Origin of the sequence: Pandoraea iniqua, from assembly GCF_902459685.1 — a bacterium.
Taxonomy (GTDB): Bacteria; Pseudomonadota; Gammaproteobacteria; order Burkholderiales; family Burkholderiaceae; genus Pandoraea; species Pandoraea iniqua.
Genome location: NZ_CABPSF010000004.1, coordinates 241,852 through 262,466 on the forward strand (window position 1 = coordinate 241,852; position 20,615 = coordinate 262,466).

At 63.2% G+C, this 20,615-nt stretch carries 13 protein-coding genes; 9 read left to right on the forward strand and 4 right to left on the reverse strand.

What is annotated here, in order from left to right; genetic code table 11:
* The first annotated feature begins 608 nt into the window (after positions 1 to 608).
* Positions 609 to 6,188: an IPT/TIG domain-containing protein gene (locus PIN31009_RS16805; protein ID WP_174997230.1), complete on the forward strand. Its 5,580-nt coding sequence runs from the start codon at positions 609 to 611 to the stop codon at positions 6,186 to 6,188.
* A gap of 80 nt (positions 6,189 to 6,268) precedes the next feature.
* Here the strand turns inward: PIN31009_RS16805 and PIN31009_RS16810 are convergent, their stop codons facing one another.
* Positions 6,269 to 6,601, reverse strand: a complete 333-nt coding sequence (locus tag PIN31009_RS16810; RefSeq protein ID WP_150684695.1) for a hypothetical protein — start codon at positions 6,599 to 6,601, stop codon at positions 6,269 to 6,271.
* A gap of 294 nt (positions 6,602 to 6,895) precedes the next feature.
* Here PIN31009_RS16810 and PIN31009_RS16815 point away from each other — a divergent pair, with 294 nt between their 5' ends.
* The 3 genes from PIN31009_RS16815 (at position 6,896) to PIN31009_RS16825 (ending at position 11,136) form a co-directional block, all read left to right on the forward strand.
* The gene (locus PIN31009_RS16815; RefSeq protein ID WP_150791030.1) at positions 6,896 to 8,776 is read left to right on the forward strand and encodes a methyl-accepting chemotaxis protein; all 1,881 of its coding nucleotides are present in this window, start codon (positions 6,896 to 6,898) and stop codon (positions 8,774 to 8,776) included.
* A gap of 152 nt (positions 8,777 to 8,928) precedes the next feature.
* Positions 8,929 to 9,285 (forward strand): GFA family protein, encoded by a 357-nt coding sequence (locus tag PIN31009_RS16820; protein WP_174997232.1) that lies wholly within the window; start codon positions 8,929 to 8,931, stop codon positions 9,283 to 9,285.
* A gap of 255 nt (positions 9,286 to 9,540) precedes the next feature.
* A complete protein-coding gene (locus PIN31009_RS16825) occupies positions 9,541 to 11,136 on the forward strand; it encodes a methyl-accepting chemotaxis protein (protein ID WP_150791031.1) in 1,596 nt (531 codons plus the stop codon).
* 284 nt (positions 11,137 to 11,420) lie between these two features.
* Here the strand turns inward: PIN31009_RS16825 and scpC are convergent, their stop codons facing one another.
* Entirely contained in the window at positions 11,421 to 12,917 is a 1,497-nt protein-coding gene (gene scpC / locus PIN31009_RS16830; protein ID WP_150684692.1) for a succinyl-CoA:acetate CoA-transferase ScpC, read from the reverse strand.
* Between the two features lie 235 nt (positions 12,918 to 13,152).
* Between scpC and PIN31009_RS16835 the strand changes: the two genes are divergently transcribed.
* Positions 13,153 to 14,079 carry a LysR substrate-binding domain-containing protein gene (locus PIN31009_RS16835; RefSeq protein ID WP_150791032.1) on the forward strand — a complete coding sequence of 309 codons (927 nt, stop codon included), beginning with the start codon at positions 13,153 to 13,155 and terminating at the stop codon, positions 14,077 to 14,079.
* On the opposite strand, the gene PIN31009_RS16840 is transcribed toward PIN31009_RS16835, so the two are convergent.
* Positions 14,013 to 14,573: a hypothetical protein gene (locus tag PIN31009_RS16840; RefSeq protein WP_150791033.1), complete on the reverse strand. Its 561-nt coding sequence runs from the start codon at positions 14,571 to 14,573 to the stop codon at positions 14,013 to 14,015. The genes PIN31009_RS16835 and PIN31009_RS16840 overlap by 67 nt on opposite strands.
* 216 nt (positions 14,574 to 14,789) lie before the next feature.
* Here PIN31009_RS16840 and PIN31009_RS16845 point away from each other — a divergent pair, with 216 nt between their 5' ends.
* Both PIN31009_RS16845 and PIN31009_RS16850 read left to right on the forward strand, forming a co-directional pair.
* The gene (locus tag PIN31009_RS16845) at positions 14,790 to 16,376 is read left to right on the forward strand and encodes an EAL domain-containing protein (protein ID WP_174997234.1); all 1,587 of its coding nucleotides are present in this window, start codon (positions 14,790 to 14,792) and stop codon (positions 16,374 to 16,376) included.
* Positions 16,377 to 16,642: 266 nt separating this feature from the next.
* Positions 16,643 to 16,981, forward strand: a complete 339-nt coding sequence (locus PIN31009_RS16850) for a hypothetical protein (RefSeq protein WP_150791035.1) — start codon at positions 16,643 to 16,645, stop codon at positions 16,979 to 16,981.
* 33 nt (positions 16,982 to 17,014) lie between these two features.
* Here PIN31009_RS16850 and PIN31009_RS16855 read toward each other — a convergent pair whose 3' ends face one another.
* The gene (locus tag PIN31009_RS16855) at positions 17,015 to 17,722 is read right to left on the reverse strand and encodes a hypothetical protein (RefSeq protein WP_150791036.1); all 708 of its coding nucleotides are present in this window, start codon (positions 17,720 to 17,722) and stop codon (positions 17,015 to 17,017) included.
* Positions 17,723 to 18,322: 600 nt separating this feature from the next.
* Here PIN31009_RS16855 and PIN31009_RS16860 point away from each other — a divergent pair.
* Positions 18,323 to 18,862, forward strand: a complete 540-nt coding sequence (locus tag PIN31009_RS16860) for a cysteine dioxygenase family protein (protein WP_246185732.1) — start codon at positions 18,323 to 18,325, stop codon at positions 18,860 to 18,862.
* Between the two features lie 325 nt (positions 18,863 to 19,187).
* Positions 19,188 to 20,543 carry an MFS transporter gene (locus PIN31009_RS16865; RefSeq protein ID WP_150791038.1) on the forward strand — a complete coding sequence of 452 codons (1,356 nt, stop codon included), beginning with the start codon at positions 19,188 to 19,190 and terminating at the stop codon, positions 20,541 to 20,543.
* The last annotated feature ends 72 nt before the right edge of the window (positions 20,544 to 20,615 follow it).

Genomic DNA, 20,615 nt, shown 5'->3' on the forward strand with positions numbered 1-20,615 from the left:
TTTCGATGGATAAAACGATCGTTTGAAATTTCTCGCTTATTAATAAAACAGACATCGAAGTATTGGTGAATACCCTTGGCTCGTTGAGGTAGGTTAGGTTTGCCGATAATCGTGCTTGACGCGCAAGGCAATGGTGCCTACCCTTGCGCAGAAATTAGTCAGGTGTCCGTCAGTTCATTCCGGGCATTCACGAATAAACGATGCTGCGGGCATTTCCGGAGCACGAAAGCAAAATTACAAATGGGTCTTTGCCGCATCGCTGGCGAGGACTTCGGGGGAAGTCAAATGAAAACGCAATACCAACGGGGCGAATCGGTATTCATACGACGGGTGTACTGCCCATCGGTCGGCCGCAATACATGTGTGTTGCCCAGCCTGTCTCAAATACCCACGCGACAAGTCCTTCCCGATTGATCTGAGCCAGCGAACGCCGCGAGTCAGCACTCGCGGTCTTCGCGTGCGTGCCCGCTTCTCATGCCCGCGCGTGACAAGCCAGTGCCCTGCCGCTCATGCGTGTCGGCTCCCCGCCAAGTCATTTGCTTCTCTCCCGGTTCGCCATGTTGCCTAGTCTTCAATTTCCTCTCGAGTCCGTACGCCGTCGGTCATCTGTGGCGCCCGTCGCTTGGTTTCACTGGCTGCGTGCGCTGCTGACGCTGCTGGTGTTGTTCACGGCGTCGTCGTCGGCCTGGTCGCAGGCATGCGTCACATGGACGCCCACGCCAGCGCAGCTCTCCGGCGGAACCTACCGTTATCAGATGCCAGTATTTGGTGCGTGCGATCCGTCGGCCAATGGGCTGTACACCACGTCAAATGGCAACATCGGTAATCTCACCGCCGCCGATGGCTCGATCTTGACCGTCGATCTGAGCGATCCCAGTTTCGACACACTGGTCTTCACGCCAAAGGCAAACACCACGCAGACCTCGTGGTCATTTACGTTGTATCAACAGGGTGGCGCACCGTCCGTCGTGGCCATCAAAATCGCCGCGGGCACCCCGTCGCTCACCAGCGTGACGCCATCCTCCGGCCCAACAACCGGCAACCAGAGCGTCACGCTCTCCGGTTCAAACTTTGCGCTCGGCGCGACCGTTAAATTTGGCGGAACGGCCGCGACCGGCGTTGTCGTGAACAGTACGTCGTCGATTACGGCGACCACGCCTGTTCACTCAGCGGGCCTTGTCGACGTTGTCGTCGACACGACGGGCACTGGCGGCGGAGGGGGCGGGTCGTCTACGCTGACGAACGCCTACACCTTCAACCCGCCTCTGCCAACAGTCACCTCGCTCGCCCCGAGCGGGGGGCCGAACAGCGGCGGTACGGCCGTGACGATCACCGGGACCGGCTTTCTCGGGGCCACCGGGGTCAACTTCGGCGCAAGCCCCGGGACAGGTGTTGTGGTGCTGAACGATACGACGATCGTCGCGACATCCCCTGCCGGGACGGCGCCAGTCGATGTCACCGTCAGCACCAGCGCTGGCACCAGCGTGGTCAACGCGCCGGGCGACAGGTTCACGTACACACCGACGGTGACGGGGGTATCTCCGTCGTCGGGTCCCCCCAGCGGCGGTGTATCGGCAACGATCACCGGAACCGGCTTTACCAATGCCACCTCGGTGACCTTCGGGTCGACCGCTGCGCTGCCCTATACCATCATGAGCGACACCACGATCACGGTGTCGAACGTGCCCGCCGGGACGGGTACTGTCGACGTGAAAGTGACCAACAGCGCCGGCACGAGCGCAGCTAACGCGAGCGACCAGTTCACCTACCGCGCGGCGCCCGTCGTGACCTCGGTGACACCGAATGCCGGTGCGCCAAGCGGCGGAGCGAGCGTCAGGATCCAAGGTTCGGGGTTCAGCACCGGCGGCGTGCCTTCGGTCAAGTTCGGCAGTACGTCGGCGCCGAGCTTTACCCTCGACAGCGATACGCAAATCACCGTCACGTCTCCCGCGGCGGCAGCGGGCACCGTCGACGTTACGGTCACCAACAACAATGGCACCAGCGCGACCAGTGCCGCCGATCAGTTCACCTACGTGGGCGTCCCTACCGTGACATCGCTCGGGACGAAGGAAGGCCCGCTCGCCGGCGGCACGACGGTGACGATCAATGGGACTGGCTTGAAGACAACGACCGCAGTGGCGTTCGGCGCGGTCAGTGTGCCCTTCACGGCTGTCAGCGACACGCAGCTCACGGTGACATCGCCTGCGAACGCGAGCGCAGGCGTCGTCGACATCGTTGTTACCACGCAGGGGGGCACCAGCGCGACCAGCAGCGCCGATCAGTTCACTTACATGGCCCTGCCCACGGTGACGAGCATCGCGCCGACGTCCGGCGCGGCCGGCGGAGGTACGACCGTGGCCATCAACGGCAGTGGCTTCACCTCCGCGGCAACGGTGAGTTTCGGTGGCACGGCGGCGACGAATGTCCAGTTCGTGAGCGCATCCCAGCTTACGGCTCGCTCACCCGCTGGCACGGGCACCGTCGACGTGAGGGTCTCGACCACCGGCGGCACCAGCGCGACCAGCAGTAACGACCAGTTCACGTATCGGCCGGCGCCGGCGATCTCCGGCCTCTCGGTGACCGTGGGGTCTCCGGCGGGCGGCACGCAGACCAAGATTACGGGCACCGGATTTACCGGCACGACCAGTGTGACGTTCAACGGCTCACCGGCGACGACTTTCAATATCGACAGCGACACGCAGATCACCGTGACATCGCCTGCCGGCTCGGCGGGAACTGTCAATGTCGTGGTGACCACGCCGAATGGCACGAGTGCCGTCGGTCCATCGAGCCAATTCACCTACGCGGCGCCACCGACGGTTTTGAGTTTGGGGCCCACTACCGGCTCAACGGCGGGTGGCGATTCGGTCACGATCACGGGCTCGAATTTCTACAACGGGGTCACAACAGTCAAGCTCGGTGGTAACACGGCAACGATCACCGCGATCAGTTCGACCACGATCACGATCACGACACCGGCGGGCTCGCCAGGTGCGGCAACGCTCACGGTCGATACGCCCGGCGGAACCTCCACGACAGGTGGCGCCTTCACCTATGTCGCGGTGCCTGTCGTGACTTCGCTTTCCCCGGCGTATGGGTCGACGAGTGGAAGCACCCCCGTGACCATCTCGGGCAGCGGTTTCACGGGGGCGACAGCGGTGAAGTTCGGGGCGACGGCCGCAGCCTTCACGGTCAATAGCGATTCGCAAATCAGCGCGACGGCACCGGCGGGTACCGGGGTCGTGGACGTGCGCGTGACGAACCCAGCGGGCACGAGCGCCATCGTGACGGCGGACAATTACACCTACGCCGGTTTGCCAACGGTGTCATCGGTGGCGCCGGCCTACGGGCCAGTGGCCGGCAGCACGACCGTGACCATCAGCGGCACGAATTTCATCCCCGGCGTGACGGTCGTGATGGTCGGCGGTCAATTGTCGAACAGCGTGACGGTCAACAGCTCGACGTCGCTGACGGCCACGGTACCGGCGGGCACGGCAGGCGCTGCCAACATCATCGTCACGACGCCGTTGGGCAGCAAGACGCTGGTCGGCGGCTATACCTACTACGCGGCGCCCGCCGTCACGTCGATTTCGCCGACGAGCGGCCCGGCGAGCGGCGGGACTTCCGTCACGATTACGGGGACGGGCTTTAACAATGTGACGAGCGTGTCGTTCGGCGGCACGTCCGGCTCGAACATTACGGTCAACGGCACGACACAAATTACGGCAACGGCGCCGGCGGGCTCGGGCGTCGTCGACGTGCGCGTGAGCGCCGCTGGGGGGACGAGCCCCGTTACGGCGGCGGACCAGTTCACTTATCTCGGCGCGCCTACGGTGACCAGCGTCACCCCCAATACCGGCCCAACGACGGGGGGCACGGCCGTGACCGTCACGGGCACGGGGTTCACTGGCGCCACGGCGCTCAAGTTCGGTGCGGTTGCCGGGTCCTCTGTCACCGTCGTCAGCGCAACGCAGATCACCGCGGTATCGCCGCCGGGCACGTCGGGTGTGACCAACATCACGGTGACGACACCGAATGGCACGAGCAGCACCACACCTGCCAATCAGTTCACTTACACGTCACCGGTTGCGGTCGTCCTGACACCCGCGACATTGCCGACGCCAGTGGCCGGGCAGGCCTACAACCAGACGATGTCGGCGTCGGGCGGCACCTTGCCGTACCGATTTACCGTGACGAGCGGTGCATTGCCGGCGGGGTTGACGTTGAATCCCACGACGGGGGCGCTTACCGGTACGCCGAGCGCCACGGGGACCAGCACGTTCACGATTTCGGTCACCGATGCCAGCACCGGACCGGGCACGCCGCTGACCGCCTCGCAGAGCTATACCTTCAACATCACGGCGCAGGCCGCATCGGCACCGGCGATCGATGTGAAAGCGTTGTCCAACGCCCCGATCACGATTCACGCGACGGCGAACGCCGTGGGCGGCCCGTTCACCCGCGTGGCCATCGTCACGCCGCCCGCCAGCGGCACGGCGGTCGTCACCGGTGAAGACATCGTCTACACCCCGGCGGGCAATACGAATGGCGTGGTCACGTTCGCCTACGCGCTCACTAACGCCGCGGGTACTTCGGCACCGATTCCCGTCACGGTGACGGTGCAGGCGGTGCCGGTGACGGCGCCCGGCTTGCAGGCGAGCGTCAGTGCCAACGAGGCGACCAATATCGACATCACGACGGGTGCGACCGGTGGCCCGTTCACGGCCGCGAACGTCATTGCGGTCTCGCCCGCGAATGCAGGCACGGCCACCATCGTGGCGGTTGCCGGTGCAGCACCGGCGAGTGCGGGCGGCGTTCAGCGGCTTCGCGCTGCCGTGGTCGCACCCACGCAGTACAGCGTGCGCTTCGTGCCGGCGGCAGCCTTCGCGGGCATGGCGGTGATCACGTACACGTTGTCCAACGAGAACGCCACGTCGGCGCCCGGCACGTTGCAAGTGACGGTTGCGCCACGTAAGGATCCGTCGACGGACCCGGACGTGACCGGTCTTATCGGGGCGCAGGTGGAAGCGGCACGCCGCTTCGCCACGACACAGATCGGCAACTTCAACCAGCGTCTCGAAGCGTTGCACGGCAAGGGGCGTGCGCCGTCGAGCAACGGCCTGAATGTGGTACTGCCGTCGCCGGATCGCGATCGCAATGTGTCGCGCTGTCAGGATGTCGTGGGAATCTCCGAGCGCGACGCGTGTCTGCGGGGCGATGTGAGCCCGCTGGCGCTCAACAAAGCGAAGAGCCTCGACGTGCGCGACAAGAGCGGGGGGTCAAGCGGGGTCGGTACGGGCGACAGCAGCGTGCCTGATTTGCCGGGTGAGGGGGCTAACGACGACAAGCGTTTCGCGTACTGGACGGCCGGTTCGGTGGACTTCGGTTTCGCCAATATGGCCGCCAATTCCGCCGCGCAGCGCTCGGGCTTCAAGTTCACGACGGGCGGTGTCACGCTCGGTGCCGACTATCGGTTGTCCGACCAGTTGTCGCTCGGGGCGGGGGTTGGCTATGGGCATGACGCGACCGATATCGGCAGTTCGGGCACGCGCAGCACGGGCGATAGCTACAGCGGCGCGTTGTATGCGAGCTTCCGTCCGATCCCGACGTTGTTCGTCGATGCGGTGGCGGGCTTCGGGACGCTGAACTTCAGCTCGCGCCGTTGGGTCATCGATGCGAACGACTTCGCGAGCGGCAAGCGCAGCGGTCAGCAGTTCTTCGGCTCGCTGTCGGCGGGTTACGAGTTCCGCAACGACGACTGGCTGTTCTCGCCGTACGGACGTCTGACGGCGTCGCGCTCCACGCTGGACCAATACAGCGAAACCGGCGCCGGGCTGAACGCGCTCACGTACTTCAAGCAGAACGTGAACACGTTGTCGGGCACGCTCGGTGTGCGTGCCGGGTTTGCCAAGGCGACGCCGATCGGTACCTTCTCGCCGTACATCCGGGTGGAGTTGCAGCACGACTTCAACGGCCAGAGCATGGCCGGGCTGGCGTATGCCGACATCGCGGGCAGCGGGCCGGTGTACTTCGTGCCGGGCAGCCCGTACGGCAGCGATCGTGTGCAGGTCGGGTTCGGTTCGAAGCTGCGCTCCGGCGTGCTCGTCTTCGGGCTGGATTACAGCGTGACGACGGGGATGGGCGGCTTGCAGCAAGGCGTGCGACTGACCTTCACTGCGCCATTCTGAGCGATGAGGGGGCTGGGTCGATAAGCCCGTAGCACCTGTAGAACGAGAAAGGCCAGCCCGTGAGGCTGGCCTTTTTTCGTTTAATCCAACGCAGGTTCTTCCGCGACCTTCCGTTGTTGCAACCGGCGGAAGAAGGCGGCGTTGTGAACGTCGGCGACGTCGAACACGCTATCGGCGGCGCGCATGACGGCGGCATTGAACAGCATGCGCGTCTCTGCCTGACAGGCTGCCGTGCCACCTTGCGCCGCGACCTGTCGGGCAATTTCACCGATCATCGCGCGCTTGATGACGTCGAACGAGGCGTCCGGGTGTCCGTCGAGATGATTCATGTGGGCGAGCAGCATTCCCAACACCTGCGCGTGAACGAGTTCGGCGGCCCGTTGCTCCATGGCCAGTACGTCATTTTCAGTCATGAGTACCCCCGATGAACGATAAGTTGTGCGAAGGGAAGCGATGCCAGCATAGCACCGCCGGTGGGGCCTCGCTCGCGGCCACATGGACGCCACATTGACGCCGCCCGTGAGATTTCCCCGGGATTTCCGCGAAATGGCGCTCCCCTTTTTGGCAGGTTTCGGGTTAACACCTAAAGTTTCGCCGGGTCTGGCCGTAAGTCATGAGGTGGAACCTCCCACCTAGTGGAACCGGTGGCCTGGGGCGCCGGTTCTGGTCTTTGAACTCCTAGCCGCAGGCCTGCCAGTCCATTCAGCATGACAGTATCTTCGCTTAGAACACGGATCATCCTGATCGCGTGTGCCACCGTCGTCGGTGCGCTGATTCTCTCCGGCATTACTACCTACCTCATCGTGCGCACCAGCATGATGTCGACCATTTCCAACACGCTCGACGCCGTGGCGCGCGGCAACACCCTCGCCGTCGAGCGCTGGGCGGCAGCCAAGGGCCAGTCGGTCGTCGGCACGGCAGCCGCCGTCGAAAAGGGCGAGCAGGGCGTTGCGCTCACCAAGTTGCTTGGCACAACCAACGGCTTCCCGATCTCGAGCATCGGCTGGAGCGACAAGTCTTACTTCTCGAGCGGCCCCACGCCGCCCGACTACGATCCGACGGCACGCCCCTGGTACAAGGGCGCCACCGGCGCGGGCAAGCTGACGGTCGTCAAGCCGTACGCCGATATCGCTTCGGGCAAGCTCTACGTGTCGTTCGCCGCGCCGATTCTGCGTGACGGCCAGACGCTCGGCGCGGTGAGTGGCGCCGTGCCGCTCGACGCCGTGCAGGAAGTCGTCAAGGCCGTGCATCCCACGCCGTCGAGTCTCGCCTTCGTGGTCTCGCGCGACGGTCTCGTGATTGCCCACCCCGACGAGAAGCTGATGCTCAAGCAGTCGAGCGATCTCGCACAAGCCCTCACGCCCGACGCACTCGCCAGCCTCGAACGCGCCAAAGACCCGATGGAAGTGCAGTTGGGCGGCGACGCCAAGCTGCTCAAGGTGCAGCCGGTGCCGGGCACCGACTGGCTCTTCGTGGTCGCTCTCGACAAGGCCGAAGCTACCGCGGGGCTGTCGCAAGTGCTTAGCGCGACCATCGTCACGCTGATCGTGCTTACGCTGTGCGCCATCGGTATCGCGAGCTTCTTCACGTCGCAGGCGTTCAAACGCCTGTCGCAAGTGCGCGACGCGATGGACACCATCGGCTCGGGCGGCGGCGATCTGACGCGCCGCCTCGATGTCGTCGGCAACGACGAAGTGGCCCATATCTCGCGATCGTTCAACGCGTTTGTCGACAAGATCAGCACGGTGATGATCGACGTGCGCTCCGGGGTGCATGGCATGACCTCGGCGACGAGCGAGATCGAAATGGGTAATCGCGATCTGTCGCAACGCACCGAAGCATCGGCAGGCACGTTGCAGGAAACGTCGGCTGCCCTGACCGAGCTGACGGCCAGCGTGAAGCAGACGGCCGAAGCCGCCGAGCACGCGACGCGTCTGGCCAACGACGCGAGCGAAGCCGCTGCACGCGGCGGCGACGTCGTCATGGGGGCCGTCACGACGATGAGCGAAATTGCGCAGTCGTCGGAGCGCATCACCGAGATCATCAGCGTGATCGACGGCATCGCGTTCCAGACGAACATTCTGGCGCTGAACGCTGCCGTGGAAGCGGCGCGCGCCGGCGAGCAGGGCCGTGGCTTTGCGGTGGTGGCGGGTGAAGTGCGCACGCTTGCGCAACGCAGTGCGGCAGCCGCGCAAGAGATCAAGACGCTCATCGAAGCGTCGGTGCAGAACGTCAAGAGCGGCACGCAACGCGTGCAGGCGGCGGGCAATAACATGGGCGAGATCGTCGATGGCATCGGCCGTGTGCGTCGTCTGATCGTGGAAATCCACAGCGCGATGACCGAGCAAAGCACGGGCATTAGCCAGATCGATCGCAGCGTGGCGGAAATGGATCAATCGACGCAGCAAAATGCCGCGCTGGTGGAAGAATCCGCCGCCGCATCGGCCATGTTGAGCGAGCAGGCCCGCAATCTCGCCGATACGGTTGCGCTGTTCCAACTGCGCGAGCATAGCCGTCACGGCGTGACGGTCATGCACACGCGCACGGGGCCGGGTTCGCATCGCGACGAACCGGCGCTCGCGGCGTAAGCCGAAGCCACTTACCTACGTCTCCTGAGTCGGCAGCCAACGAACCGGCGGTGATTTACCGCCATTCGTCATCGCGCTGCCCGCCCGCCAGATTTTGTCGCAGAATAGGACACTGTCTGGCGGGTATCTCATCTTTATTCAGGAGACACATCATGACGACTCAGCAATACCAAGGTGGCTGTCATTGCGGCGAATTGCGATTTTCTGTAAATATTGATTTGTCCAAAACAATTGCGTGCAATTGTTCGATTTGCAAAAAACGTGGATTGATTCTCGCATTTGCGCCACGCGGTGAATTCACGCAGACGTCCGGTGTGGATTCGAATCGCGAATACCTCTTCAATAAACATCTGATTCACCATCAGTTCTGCCAGAAGTGCGGCGTCGAAGCGTTTGCCTTCGGCGAGATGCCCGACGGCACGAAGATGGCGGCAGTCAACGTACGCTGCATCGACGGCATCGATCTCGATACCGTGCACCCAACGCCCGTCGATGGTGCCAGTTTGTAATTGCATCTCATTCCGAATTTCTCTTAATAGACGGAATCGTATATTTAAGCGGATACCATTATTTGGATTTTGCTGATGATGGTTTGTCATGCAAAACCGGAAAACGAAACGGCGCATCAATCGCGCCGTTTTTAATTTCCAGAAATATTGTGAAAGTCATTCCGTGGGAATCAAGGGATTATTGACTCAAGATTATTGAATGGACTTCCGTTATGCCATGCGATTGTTCGTGTTTTATCGCATTCTGGAGTTGGCATGAAGTTCTTGGGTAGTCTCAAAATCGGCACGCGCCTGAGCATCGGGTTCGCCGTCACGCTGTTGCTGCTGTGCATCGTGGGCGGTATGGCGGTGTATCAGGCATCCCGCATTTACGGTGGCACACGCGATCTCGCCGACAACTGGCTGCCCAGCGTGCAGTCGCTCGGCACCGTGCAGGTCGGCGCCAATGCGGCACGACGCGCCACGCTGGCCGTGCTGTTGACCACGGTGGAACAGAGCCGGATCGACGAGACGAACAAGCGCGTAGCGGCCATCGAGCTGGTCAACAAGACGCTTTCGGCTTACGGCAGTCTGGTGGCCTCCGATGAGGACCGCCGTGCCTACGAGGCCGTGCGCGAAGCATGGGCCAACTACCTCGCGATCGACAATCGCATCGCTGAACTGGCCAAGGGCGACGAGGCCGCGCAGGGGCAGGCGCGCACGCTCGCCATGACCGAGGCGGTGCAGTCTTTCGCCGTGCTCAGCCAGAAACTCACTGAACACGTTGCGGTGAATCGTGCGGGTTCGGTGGCGGCGGGCGATGCCGCAGCCGCCGACTATCACGCGGCGTTTATCGCGACCATTGTGTTGATCGTGCTGGCGCTCGGCGTGAACATCGTCATCGCGCTGGTCATCACCCGCTCGATCACGGTGCCGATCGGCCGCTGCGTCGACATTGCGCAGACGGTGGCACGCGGCGACCTCAGTTCGCGCATCGATGTGCATGGACAAGACGAGCTCGCGCTGTTGCTCGGCTCGCTGCGCGACATGAACGGCAAGCTGGCACAGGTGGTCGGGCAGGTGCGCAACACCAGCGAGAGCATTGCGACCGGCTCGGCCCAGATCGCGGCGGGCAATACCGATCTGTCGTCGCGCACCGAGCAGCAAGCGGCGTCGCTCGAAGAGACGGCGGCCAGCATGGAAGAGCTCACGACGACGGTCAAGCAGAACGCCGATAACGCCGAGCAGGGCAATGTGCTCGCCTCGAACGCGTCGCAGATCGCCCTGCGCGGTGGCGACGTGGTGCGTCAGGTGGTCGAGACGATGCGCGAGATTTCGGAAGGATCATCGCGCGTGGGCGACATCACCAGCGTGATCGAAGGCATCGCCTTCCAGACCAATATCCTTGCGCTGAACGCCGCCGTGGAAGCGGCGCGTGCCGGTGAGCAAGGCCGTGGCTTTGCCGTGGTGGCGGGCGAAGTGCGCACGCTGGCCCAGCGCAGCGCCAATGCGGCCAAGGAGATCAAGGAGTTGATCGACGCGTCGACCCGTCAGGTGAACGAAGGCGCGAAGCTCGTCTCGGAAGCCGGCACGACGATGGACGAAGTGGTGCAGGCGGTCAAGCGTGTAACCGATCTGATGGCGGAAATTGCGGCGGCGTCGACGGAGCAGCGCACCGGCATCGAGCAGGTCAATCAGGCAGTGATGCAGATGGATACGGTCACGCAGCAGAACGCGGCGCTGGTGGAAGAAGCCTCGGCGGCGGCGCAGTCGATGGCAGCGCAGTCGAGCGGCCTGCGCGAGCTGGTGTCGATCTTCAAGCTCGATGGCGCGGCCAATCAGTCCAACGCGCCGCATCGCTTGTCCGCCTGACGTTTTCGAGCGGCCAATAAAAAGCGGCTCGCCGACGTCAGCCGGCGAACCGCGAATGCCAGAACGCTCTCACCAGCGTCCGGCCCACGGGACCGCATGCGTCCCATGTTCTTTCTGCCGCGACGTTGGCGCGGGCGTATCTCGCTCGGCGGCACGAGGTTCGTGCGGCCGTCACCGGCAACTGGCCGCCTGCCCCCCGGCGTGGCGGCCGTTGCCTTGTCGATTGTCTTGCGTGCGTTAGTGCGTGCGTTGGTGCGTGCGCGCGTGCGCGTGACCGGCGGCGCTTACTGGCCTGCGAGCATCGACCCGCGATCGCGCAGGTTGATGTGCATCTCGAAGGCGCGTTCCAGCGCATGCGGCGTGTGGCCGCCGTAACGCAGCGCGTCGCGGTAGTAGTCGCGCAGTACATCGCGATACGACGGATGGGCGCAGCGATCGATCACCAGATTCACGCGCTCGCGCGGTGCGAGCGTGCGCAGATCGGCGAGCCCTTGCTCCGTCACGATGATGTCGACGTCGTGCTCGTTATGATCGACGTGCGGCACCATTGGCACGATGCTGGAAATCTTGCCGTCCTTCGCAATCGACTTGGTGGCGAAGATGGCCATGCGTGCGTTGCGCGCAAAGTCGCCTGACCCCCCGATGCCGTTCATCATGTGCGTGCCGCCCACGTGGGTGGAGTTCACGTTGCCGTAGATATCGGCTTCTAGCGCGGTGTTCAGCGCAATCAATCCCAAGCGGCGAATGACTTCCGGATGGTTGCTCACCTCCTGCGGGCGCAGTACGAGCTTGTCGCGATAGCGTTCGAGATTGCCGAACACCCGATCCTGCACGGCTTGCGAGACGGTGATCGACGAGCCCGAGGCGAACACCATCTTGCCGGCGTCCATCAGTTCGAACGTGGAGTCTTGCAGCACTTCCGAGTACATCGTGAGCTGCTCGAACGGCGAATCGATGAAGCCCGTGAGCACGGCGTTGGCGATGGTGCCGATGCCGGATTGCAGCGCGGGCAGCGTGCGGGGCAGGCGCCCGCGCGAGACTTCGTGCTGGAAGAATTCGATGAGATGACCGGCAATGCGTTGCGTATCGGCATCGGCGGGCAGGGCGTTGGAGGCGCTGTCCGGCGTGTCGGTAATGACGATGGCGGCGATCTTCTCGGGGGCGATCTTCACGGCGGATGTGCCGACACGGTCACGCACGTCGACGATCGGCAGCGGCGAGCGATGCGGGCGCTGTCCGGGGATCCAGATATCGTGCAGGCCTTCGAACGCGAGCGGCTGCGCGAGGTTGATCTCCACGATGACCTTGTCGGCGAGGATCGCGAAGCTCGCAGAGTTGCCGACCGACGAACTGGGCACGAGGCCGCCGTCTTCGGTGATGGCCACGGCTTCGATCACGGCCACGTCCAGCTTGCCGAACTGACCGGCACGCAGGAATTCGACGGTTTCGGACAGATGCTGGTCGACAAACATGACTTCGCCGCGATTGATCGCGCTGCGCAGTGTGGTGTCGACTTGAAACGGCAGGCGCTTGGCCAGCACACCGGCTTCGGTCAGGGTCTTGTCGGAATCGTGGCCGAGCGACGCACCGGTGATGAGCGTGAGCTTCATCGGGTGGGCTTTGGCACGCTTGGCGAGCGCAATGGGCATGTCCTTGGCGTCGCCGGCGCGGGTGAACCCGCTCATGCCGACCACCATGCCGTCACCGATCAGCCGGGCGGCATCGTCGGCGCTCATCACCCGGTCGCGTAGCGACGCCAGGCGGATGCGGTCTTCATACATCGTGAGGCTCCTCGTCTCTTTCTTATCCGATCTTCCGGTCCGCATTCCGCCGCTTGAGGCTGAACTCGGCCGATGGATCGATTTGACGCAACGGCGGTGGGTACACCTGTCACGCTTGACTCGAAGTGTATTGACCCATCGGCCACATTTCCAATATATTGAAAGCGTTGTTTGAATACTTTTAATGTATTGAAATGGTTAGCCCTTATGGGGCTGGGCTGACGCGGGAGTGGATATGGAATTGCGGCATTTGCAATATTTCATTGCGGTCGCCGAAGAGCGGCATTTCACCCGCGCTGCGGCGCGTGTGGGCATTCAGCAGCCGCCGCTCAGCCTTCAGATCAAGCAGTTGGAGGAAGAACTGGGCGGCCCGCTATTCGTCCGGCTGCCGCGCGATGTCGTGCTGACGGAATTGGGGGAGGCGTTTTTGCCGGAGGCGCGGCACATTCTCGAGCGCGTCGCGCGGGTGAAGCGGCAGATGCAGCAGATATCGCGAGGCGATGCGGGCCATATCCGGATTGGCTTTGCCGGGGCGACTTACTTCGAGCCGAGCATTCCGGCATGGATTCGTGATTTCCGGGCGCGCTATCCGGACGTGCAACTGCATCCGCAGCAAAGCAATACGGCAAGTCTGCTGGCGGCATTGGTGAACGAGGAGGTCGACGCGGCGTTCGTGCGCACGCCGGTCGATGCGCCGCCGGGCATCGTGAGCGTGCCGGTGGTGGATGAAGCGATGATGCTGGTGCTGCCGCTGGGGCATCCGATGTGCGCCCGCGAGCGTGTCCCGCTCGCGGCGCTGGCACAGGACGAATTCATCCTGTTGCCGCGCGAGATCAGTCCGGCGCTGTATGACCGTACGATTGCCGCGTGCGAGGCGGCCGGGTTCCGGCCGAAACTGGGGCAGGAGGCGCCACAGATCACGTCGATCGTGCCGATGGTCGCGGCGGGCTTCGGGGTGTCGCTGGTGCCCGCGTCAGTGAGCCAGATTCGTACACCGGGGATGGGCTTCTGGCCCATTGACGCCGAGATGGGCGAGGTGCCGCGTGCGCCGATCAGCCTCGCGTTTCGCGCCGCCCATGGCTCGGCGGCACTCGGTCACTTTATTGCGATGTCGCCGTCGGGGTTGCCGACCAGTGATGGTGCCGGAGCGCCGCTTGTCTGATCGCCCGCGGGCTTGGCTTTGTCGGCAATGACGTTGGTTATTTCGTTGGCGGCAAGCGCGCCGGGCGAACCGGCCGCAGGGCTAATCGCGGGCGATGCGGCAATCACCCGCGTGGGCGCCAGCACCATCCCGTTGAGCGAGCGGCCCGTGCTGCTGGAGTGGCCGCCGTCGGCATAGTCGCCATAGCCACGATGGCTCGGGCTGGTGACGGCATCCGCACGTGTCGGCAACCAGCCTTTTACGCGCAGTTGGTTCACCAGCATGGGATGAATCAGCAGCGAGTAGAGCAGGCAAGTGAGCGGCAGCGAGACTACCAGCGCCGACTCGTCCCAGACGAACGCCGGACCCAGCGCAAGCACCACCCAGATGAGCGCGTGCCAGCCAAAACCGTGCGCCAAGAGGTAAAGCGGGCCGAGGAAGAACGCCGCCACGCACGACAGGTAGGTGATCTCCACGACGTCCCCGCTTGCCGGGTTGCGAAATTTGAGTGTCATCGCGAAGTGGGGGGACGTTGGTGAGCAAAAACTCACGTTACACGAGCGACGACCCCATTTCGTCCTACCCCGTCCTATCCCTTTTTTCGCCCTCCCGCCCTCAAGTCATGTGGCAATCCGATGTATTTGAGCGCCGGCAACTTGCGGTGGAACAGGTAGGCTACACTGCGACCATGCCCCGTCGGGATCCGGGGCCCTATGGGGACTCCCACTGCCATGCGCACTCTCCGAAGGTTGACCCGTTGGCTGCCCGTCCTCCTCGGTGCCATCGCAGGCGTGATCGTCATGCTGGCCGCCGCACAAGTGGTTCAGACGCGGGTCGACGATTTTCGTCTGCGGCTGTTCGTGCGCGACATCATGGGCTACATGAACGATGCCTCGATCTCGCGCCGTAATGCCCTGTTTCAAGCCCCCCAGAACACCGACGTTCCCTGTACCGACGACGATATCCTCGGCCTGCGCCGCGTTGCGATGCGCAGCCCTTATTTTCACGATATCGGACGCGTCCACGACGCGAAGCTGCTCTGTACGGCCATGGTCGGCCGGCTCGACAAGAACCCCACGCTTCCCCCGCCCGACCACGAAACACGCAACGGCGTGAAGCTCTGGCACACGATCACCGGCGTGATCACGCCCGGGGTACAGGTCGATGCGGTCGGCTGGGGCGACATCGTGGTGTTCAGCTCGCCAGTGCTGCCACCGCGACTCGGCACTCCCGACCGCGGGTTTGCCTCGATCGCCTCCACCGACGACAAGCGGTTTCAGTTCTGGCGCGCCGGCCTGTTCGACGATCAACGTCAGGTCGAACTCGGGGTGACATCGCGGTGGTTCGACATCGGCCCGGTCCGTCATTATTCGACGTGTTCGAATGCGGTGGATGTCTGCGCGTCGGCGGTCTACACGTCGTCGAGCATTCTGCATAACCCGATCGGTCTGGCGATGGCGTTCGGCATCGGCGCGGCGCTGGGCGGCGCCGTCGGCCTCTCATGGCGCTCGCGCAAACGCTACCGGATGTCGGTGGACTGGGTGACGCAACACGCCGCAGAGACCGGGGGTATTACGGTGGTGTATCAGCCGCTGGTGCGCCTGCGCGATCGCAAGATGATCGGCGTAGAGGCGCTGGCCCGACTCAACGACAGCGCCGGCAAACCGATCTCTCCTGAAATGTTTATTCCGATTGCCGAGCGGCGTGGCGTGATCGGATTGGTAACGCGGCAAGTCGCGCGGCGGGCGCTCATCGATATGCATGGGCGCGCGCTGGCCGATCCGGAATTTCACATCAGTATTAATCTCGCCGCCGAAGATGTCGTGGACACGACGTTTCACACGTTTTTGAATCACATTGCGGCGTCATTGCGCGTGCCGCGAACACAAATTGCACTCGAGATTACGGAGCGTTCCACCGACAGCATGAAACGGCTGGGGGATGCGCTGGACCGGTTACGCGCCGACGGTTATCAGATTCATATCGACGATTTCGGCACTGGCTTTTCGAATCTGGCTTACCTGTCGACGCTCCATGTCGATGCGCTGAAGATCGACCGCATGTTCACGCAGGCGATTGGCGCCGATACGGTGGGCAGCGCGATTGTCGATCAGATCTGCAAGATGGCGGCGCTGTTGAACGTGGGGGTGATCGTGGAGGGCGTGGAAACGCGTGCGCAGGCCCTTTATATGCTGGCGCATTGTCCTGAAGCGGTAGGGCAGGGGTGGCTTTTCGGTAAAGCCGTTCCAGACGATGAATTGCCGTCGCCCGAGGCACTGATGAAAGCGATGGCAGACGACGCCGAGACAGTCGCTTAAATCGGCCTGCGGCATCGATTGGGTTTTCTTCGCGTGTGTTTCTGTGAACGATTTGTGGCGGTGCTCCGGTGGTGAGAGAAATGCCCCGCCAAAATGGGTAATGATTATTTTCGTTATATCGGGCGAATTACCGAGAATAACGACACGCGTTCGGCGCTAGATTGAAATCACCGTGGTCCTGATGTGCCCCCGACCTCCACGGACTATCCGGCTCGCCGATCTGGCGGGCCGCTTTTTTTTCCCGTGATGCACCATGATTTGTTCGCATGTTAGGATTCTCCAAAAAAGCAGCAATGGTCTCGCGACGCCACAGCTGTCGATTTGCAGATGGGGGACATATGGATAAATCTTTTCGTTTTTCTTGGCATTACGTGAGCGACACCGCTCCCGGCGTGCCGTTCGACCTTGAGGGCGCGGTCACGCCGCGCGCCGACGACCGCTTTGACGGTGCTGTCGACGCTTACTCAGACGGGAACTACATCGGCCGGTGCGAGTATTCGAGCATTGAAGCCAGCGATGCGTCGCTGGCTGCCGAACAAATCCGTAAACGCATCGAGCGACGCATCGAAGATCGCGTCGCTCGTGAGCATCCGGTCACACATTGACCGCATCAAAGCATTGATTGCCAGCTGGCGCGTTTAGCGCCAGCGCCGGCAGCAGCCACCGCCCCAGTGGCCACCCCAGCCGCCTCCCCAGCCACGCCCCCACGAGAATGAGAGCGATACGTTGCTGGCCCATGGCGACGGGGCGAAGCCCGGGTAGAACGGCGCATAGTCCGGGAATGCCGGATAGGCCGCATAGGCGGGATAGGCCGCGTAAGTCGGATACGCCGCATAGGCCGGGTATGCCGTGGGGTAGGCCGCGGGGTAGGCCGAATACACCGGCGCGTTCGACGGCATCTGCGACGACTGCGGCGGCACATAATCAGGCGGCACGGGCGAACCGTTCGGATACACGGGCGCGCGCTGCGGCGACGGCCGGTAATCCGGCGGTACCGGCGAACCATTCGGATAGGCAGGCGGCGTCACCCCATTGCCCGGGCGATAGTCCGGCGGTACCGGCGAGCCATTCGGGTACGCCTGATGCGCGGATTTCCCCGGCGGTGGCGGCGGCATGCTTACGCTCGCGGCAGGTTGCGCTTGCACCGGTGCCGTCGAAACACTCGGCGTCGGCACGGGTGCCGTGGACACATCGGTGACAGCACCGGCTGAACCGGGTGCCGCACGCAGCGCTTGCGGCGCGGTGGGATCTTGCGAGAATGTCAGCGCCCCGCCCGGATATTGCACGACGTAGCAACCGGCGAGCGGCAGGACACAGAGCAAAGCGGCGAGTGGAGCGATTTTCATGGCGAGGAGTGTAACGCAGGAAATCGCCGCACCGTGGGCCAGCGCCACGTAATTGAACGGCGTTTGCATTACGATCCGTTAACGTCTCGACAACGTCACGAAACGTCACAACAACGTCTTACCAACTTCCCGCAACTCGCCGGTCAAGAACACGGCGCGGGTTGCACCTGTTCGAAAGCAACAGGCAAAAAAAACGGCCAGCGCGTTGCTGGCCGTGAAATCCACCAGGAGGAGGTGGAGGAGACAGGTGCAACTATATCAGGGAAATCCCTGAACGGGTAAACCTGCGACGAAAAAATATGTAGAAAAACCACAACTGCGACAATTCGTCGCTTTTTGGGACGCCAAACCCGCAATACCACGCCTGATATACCTCTCACGCGCGTCGCCTGAGCCATTTCCTGCGCGGGGGATGGAGAAAAACCACAAAGCGCGGGTAACGCGCTGCCATCGACCGTCTTCGAGGAGAGGTACCTGATGTCTTCCAGTGCCAGAAAGTGGGGCAATCACGCTGCCGTCGCACCGATCTCCGGCGAACCTGCGTCAGCGTCGGTGAAACGTGCCGATGCACTTGCGCCTTTGCAGACGTTCGTCGCCACCATGACGGCGTTGGTCGATCGCCAGCCCGATGAGGCCACGATCGTGGCCGAGGGGCGTGCCGCGTTAGCGGCGTTGATCGCCGACGATACGTGGCTGCCCGAGGAGTACACGCAGCCCGATCCGGCGCGCTACACGCAATACCGGCTCTATGTCGACCCGCAGGCCCGCTTCAGTGTGGTGAGCTTTGTCTGGGGGCCGGGGCAATCGACGCCCGTACACGACCACACGGTCTGGGGGCTGATCGGCATGCTGCGCGGTGCCGAAGATTCGCTGCCGTTCTCGCATGCTGCCGACGGGCAACTGGTGTCGGCCGGTGACCCGGTCCGGCTCTCACCCGGCACCGTCGAAGCCGTCTCCCCCTCGCTCGGCGACATCCATCAGGTGCGCAACGCCTTCGATGACCGCGTATCGATCAGCATCCACGTCTATGGCGCCGACATCGGCCGGGTGGAACGCGCCGTGTATTTGCCGGACGGCACCCGCCGCAGCTTCGTCTCCGGCTACGCCAATCCCGACAGCCCCAATCTCGTCGCGCGCTGAGCGCGTCTTCTCCCGCTAATTCAGTCGCTTTCACGGATTCCCCGACGGCTTGGCCGCCGGGGAATCCGTTCGCCATTTGTCATGAGAATCTAAGTGAATCTAAGTAAATCTAAGTGTTAACACCAAGCATAGGATTACGTTCGGCGATATAAACTTCCGCAAAGCGTAATTTCATGCGTGTGAGGATTTGCCGTGCCCGTCCTTCGACCCGACGCATGAAATGCTTCGCCCGCCTACCGGCGCAGCGAGGTGCCCGGCGCACGGCAGAGACAACACCAGCCGGCGTATCGACCGGGACGCAGTGACAAGAACGTTTGGAGACAGGATGAAAGCAGCAGAAGTGAATGTCGGCGCGCTGATCGACGAGAGCCGTCTGGGTGGCTATCAGTGGTGGGTGATTGCGTTGTGCGCCATGTGTCTGGTGGTCGATGGCTTCGACGTGCAGGCGATGGGCTACGTGGCCCCGGTGGTGATTCGCGAGTGGGGCATTGCGAAGGAAACCCTCTCGCCGGTGTTTGGCGCCGGGTTGTTCGGCATGCTGGTGGGCTCGCTCACGTTCTCGGCGCTGGCTGATAAGCTCGGCCGCCGTCCGGTGTTGATCGGCGCCACGCTGTTCTTCGCCGTGTGCATGATCGTCACGGGCTTTGCCAATTCGATTACCGAACTGGTCGTGTGGCGTTTTGCGGCGGGTCTGGGGCTGGGTTGCATCATGCCGAACGCGATGGCATTGGCCGGCGAATACAGCCCGCGCCGCATTCGCGTCTCGCTGATGATGATGGTGTCGTGCGGCTTTACGCTCGGTGGCGTGGTTGGCGGCCTGATCACGGCGGCGATCATCCCGAGTCTGGGCTGGCGCGCGGTGTTCTTCATCGGTGGCGCGATTCCGCTGGTGCTCGGCTTCCTGATGTGGGCCTCGCTGCCGGAGTCGATTCAGTTTCTGATGTTCAAGAAGAGCGACGCGGCGCGCATTCGCAAGCAATTGCAGCGCGTGGCACCGTCGGCGAACCTGCCGGCTGATGCCCCCTTCGTGCTCGACGAGCAGAAGGCCAAGGGCGTGCCGTTCATCGAATTGTTCAAGGATGGCCGCGCGCGCATGACGCTGCTGCTGTGGGTCATCAACTTCGCCAACCTGCTCGACATGTACTTCCTGTCGAACTGGCTGCCGACGGTGATTCGCGACGCCGGTTATTCGACGCAGGTGGCGGTCATGGCCGGTACGGCGTTGTGGACGGGCGGCGTGATCGGCACCTTGCTGCTGGGCCGCGTGATCGACCGCGTGGGCTTCACGAGTGTGCTGGCCGTCACGTTCCTGATCGCGATTGCGGCGACGGCGGCGATCGGCAATCCGGCGGTGATGGTGTCGATGGTGGCGGTGTTCGCGGCGATCTTCTTCGCGGGCTTCTCGATCATCGGCGGTCAGCCGGCGCTCAACGCCTTGGCCGCGACGTACTACCCGACGTCGCTGCGCTCGACCGGTATCGGCTGGAGCCTCGGCGTTGGCCGCATCGGCTCGGTGCTGGGCCCGGTGCTGGGCGGCGCGCTGATGCACCTGCAATGGTCGTCGTCGTCGCTGTTCCTGGCGGCAGCCGTGCCGGCGTGCATCTCGCTCATCGGCGTGCTGGCGATTGCCCGCATGCAACGCGGCGATGGCGGCAAGCTGCGCGCCGCGACGGCGAGCTAAGTCGTGATGGTTTTTCTGCCGTGTCCATGCGCCTGAAATCGAGCGTAAGGTAACGTGGTTCAACGCCCGCCA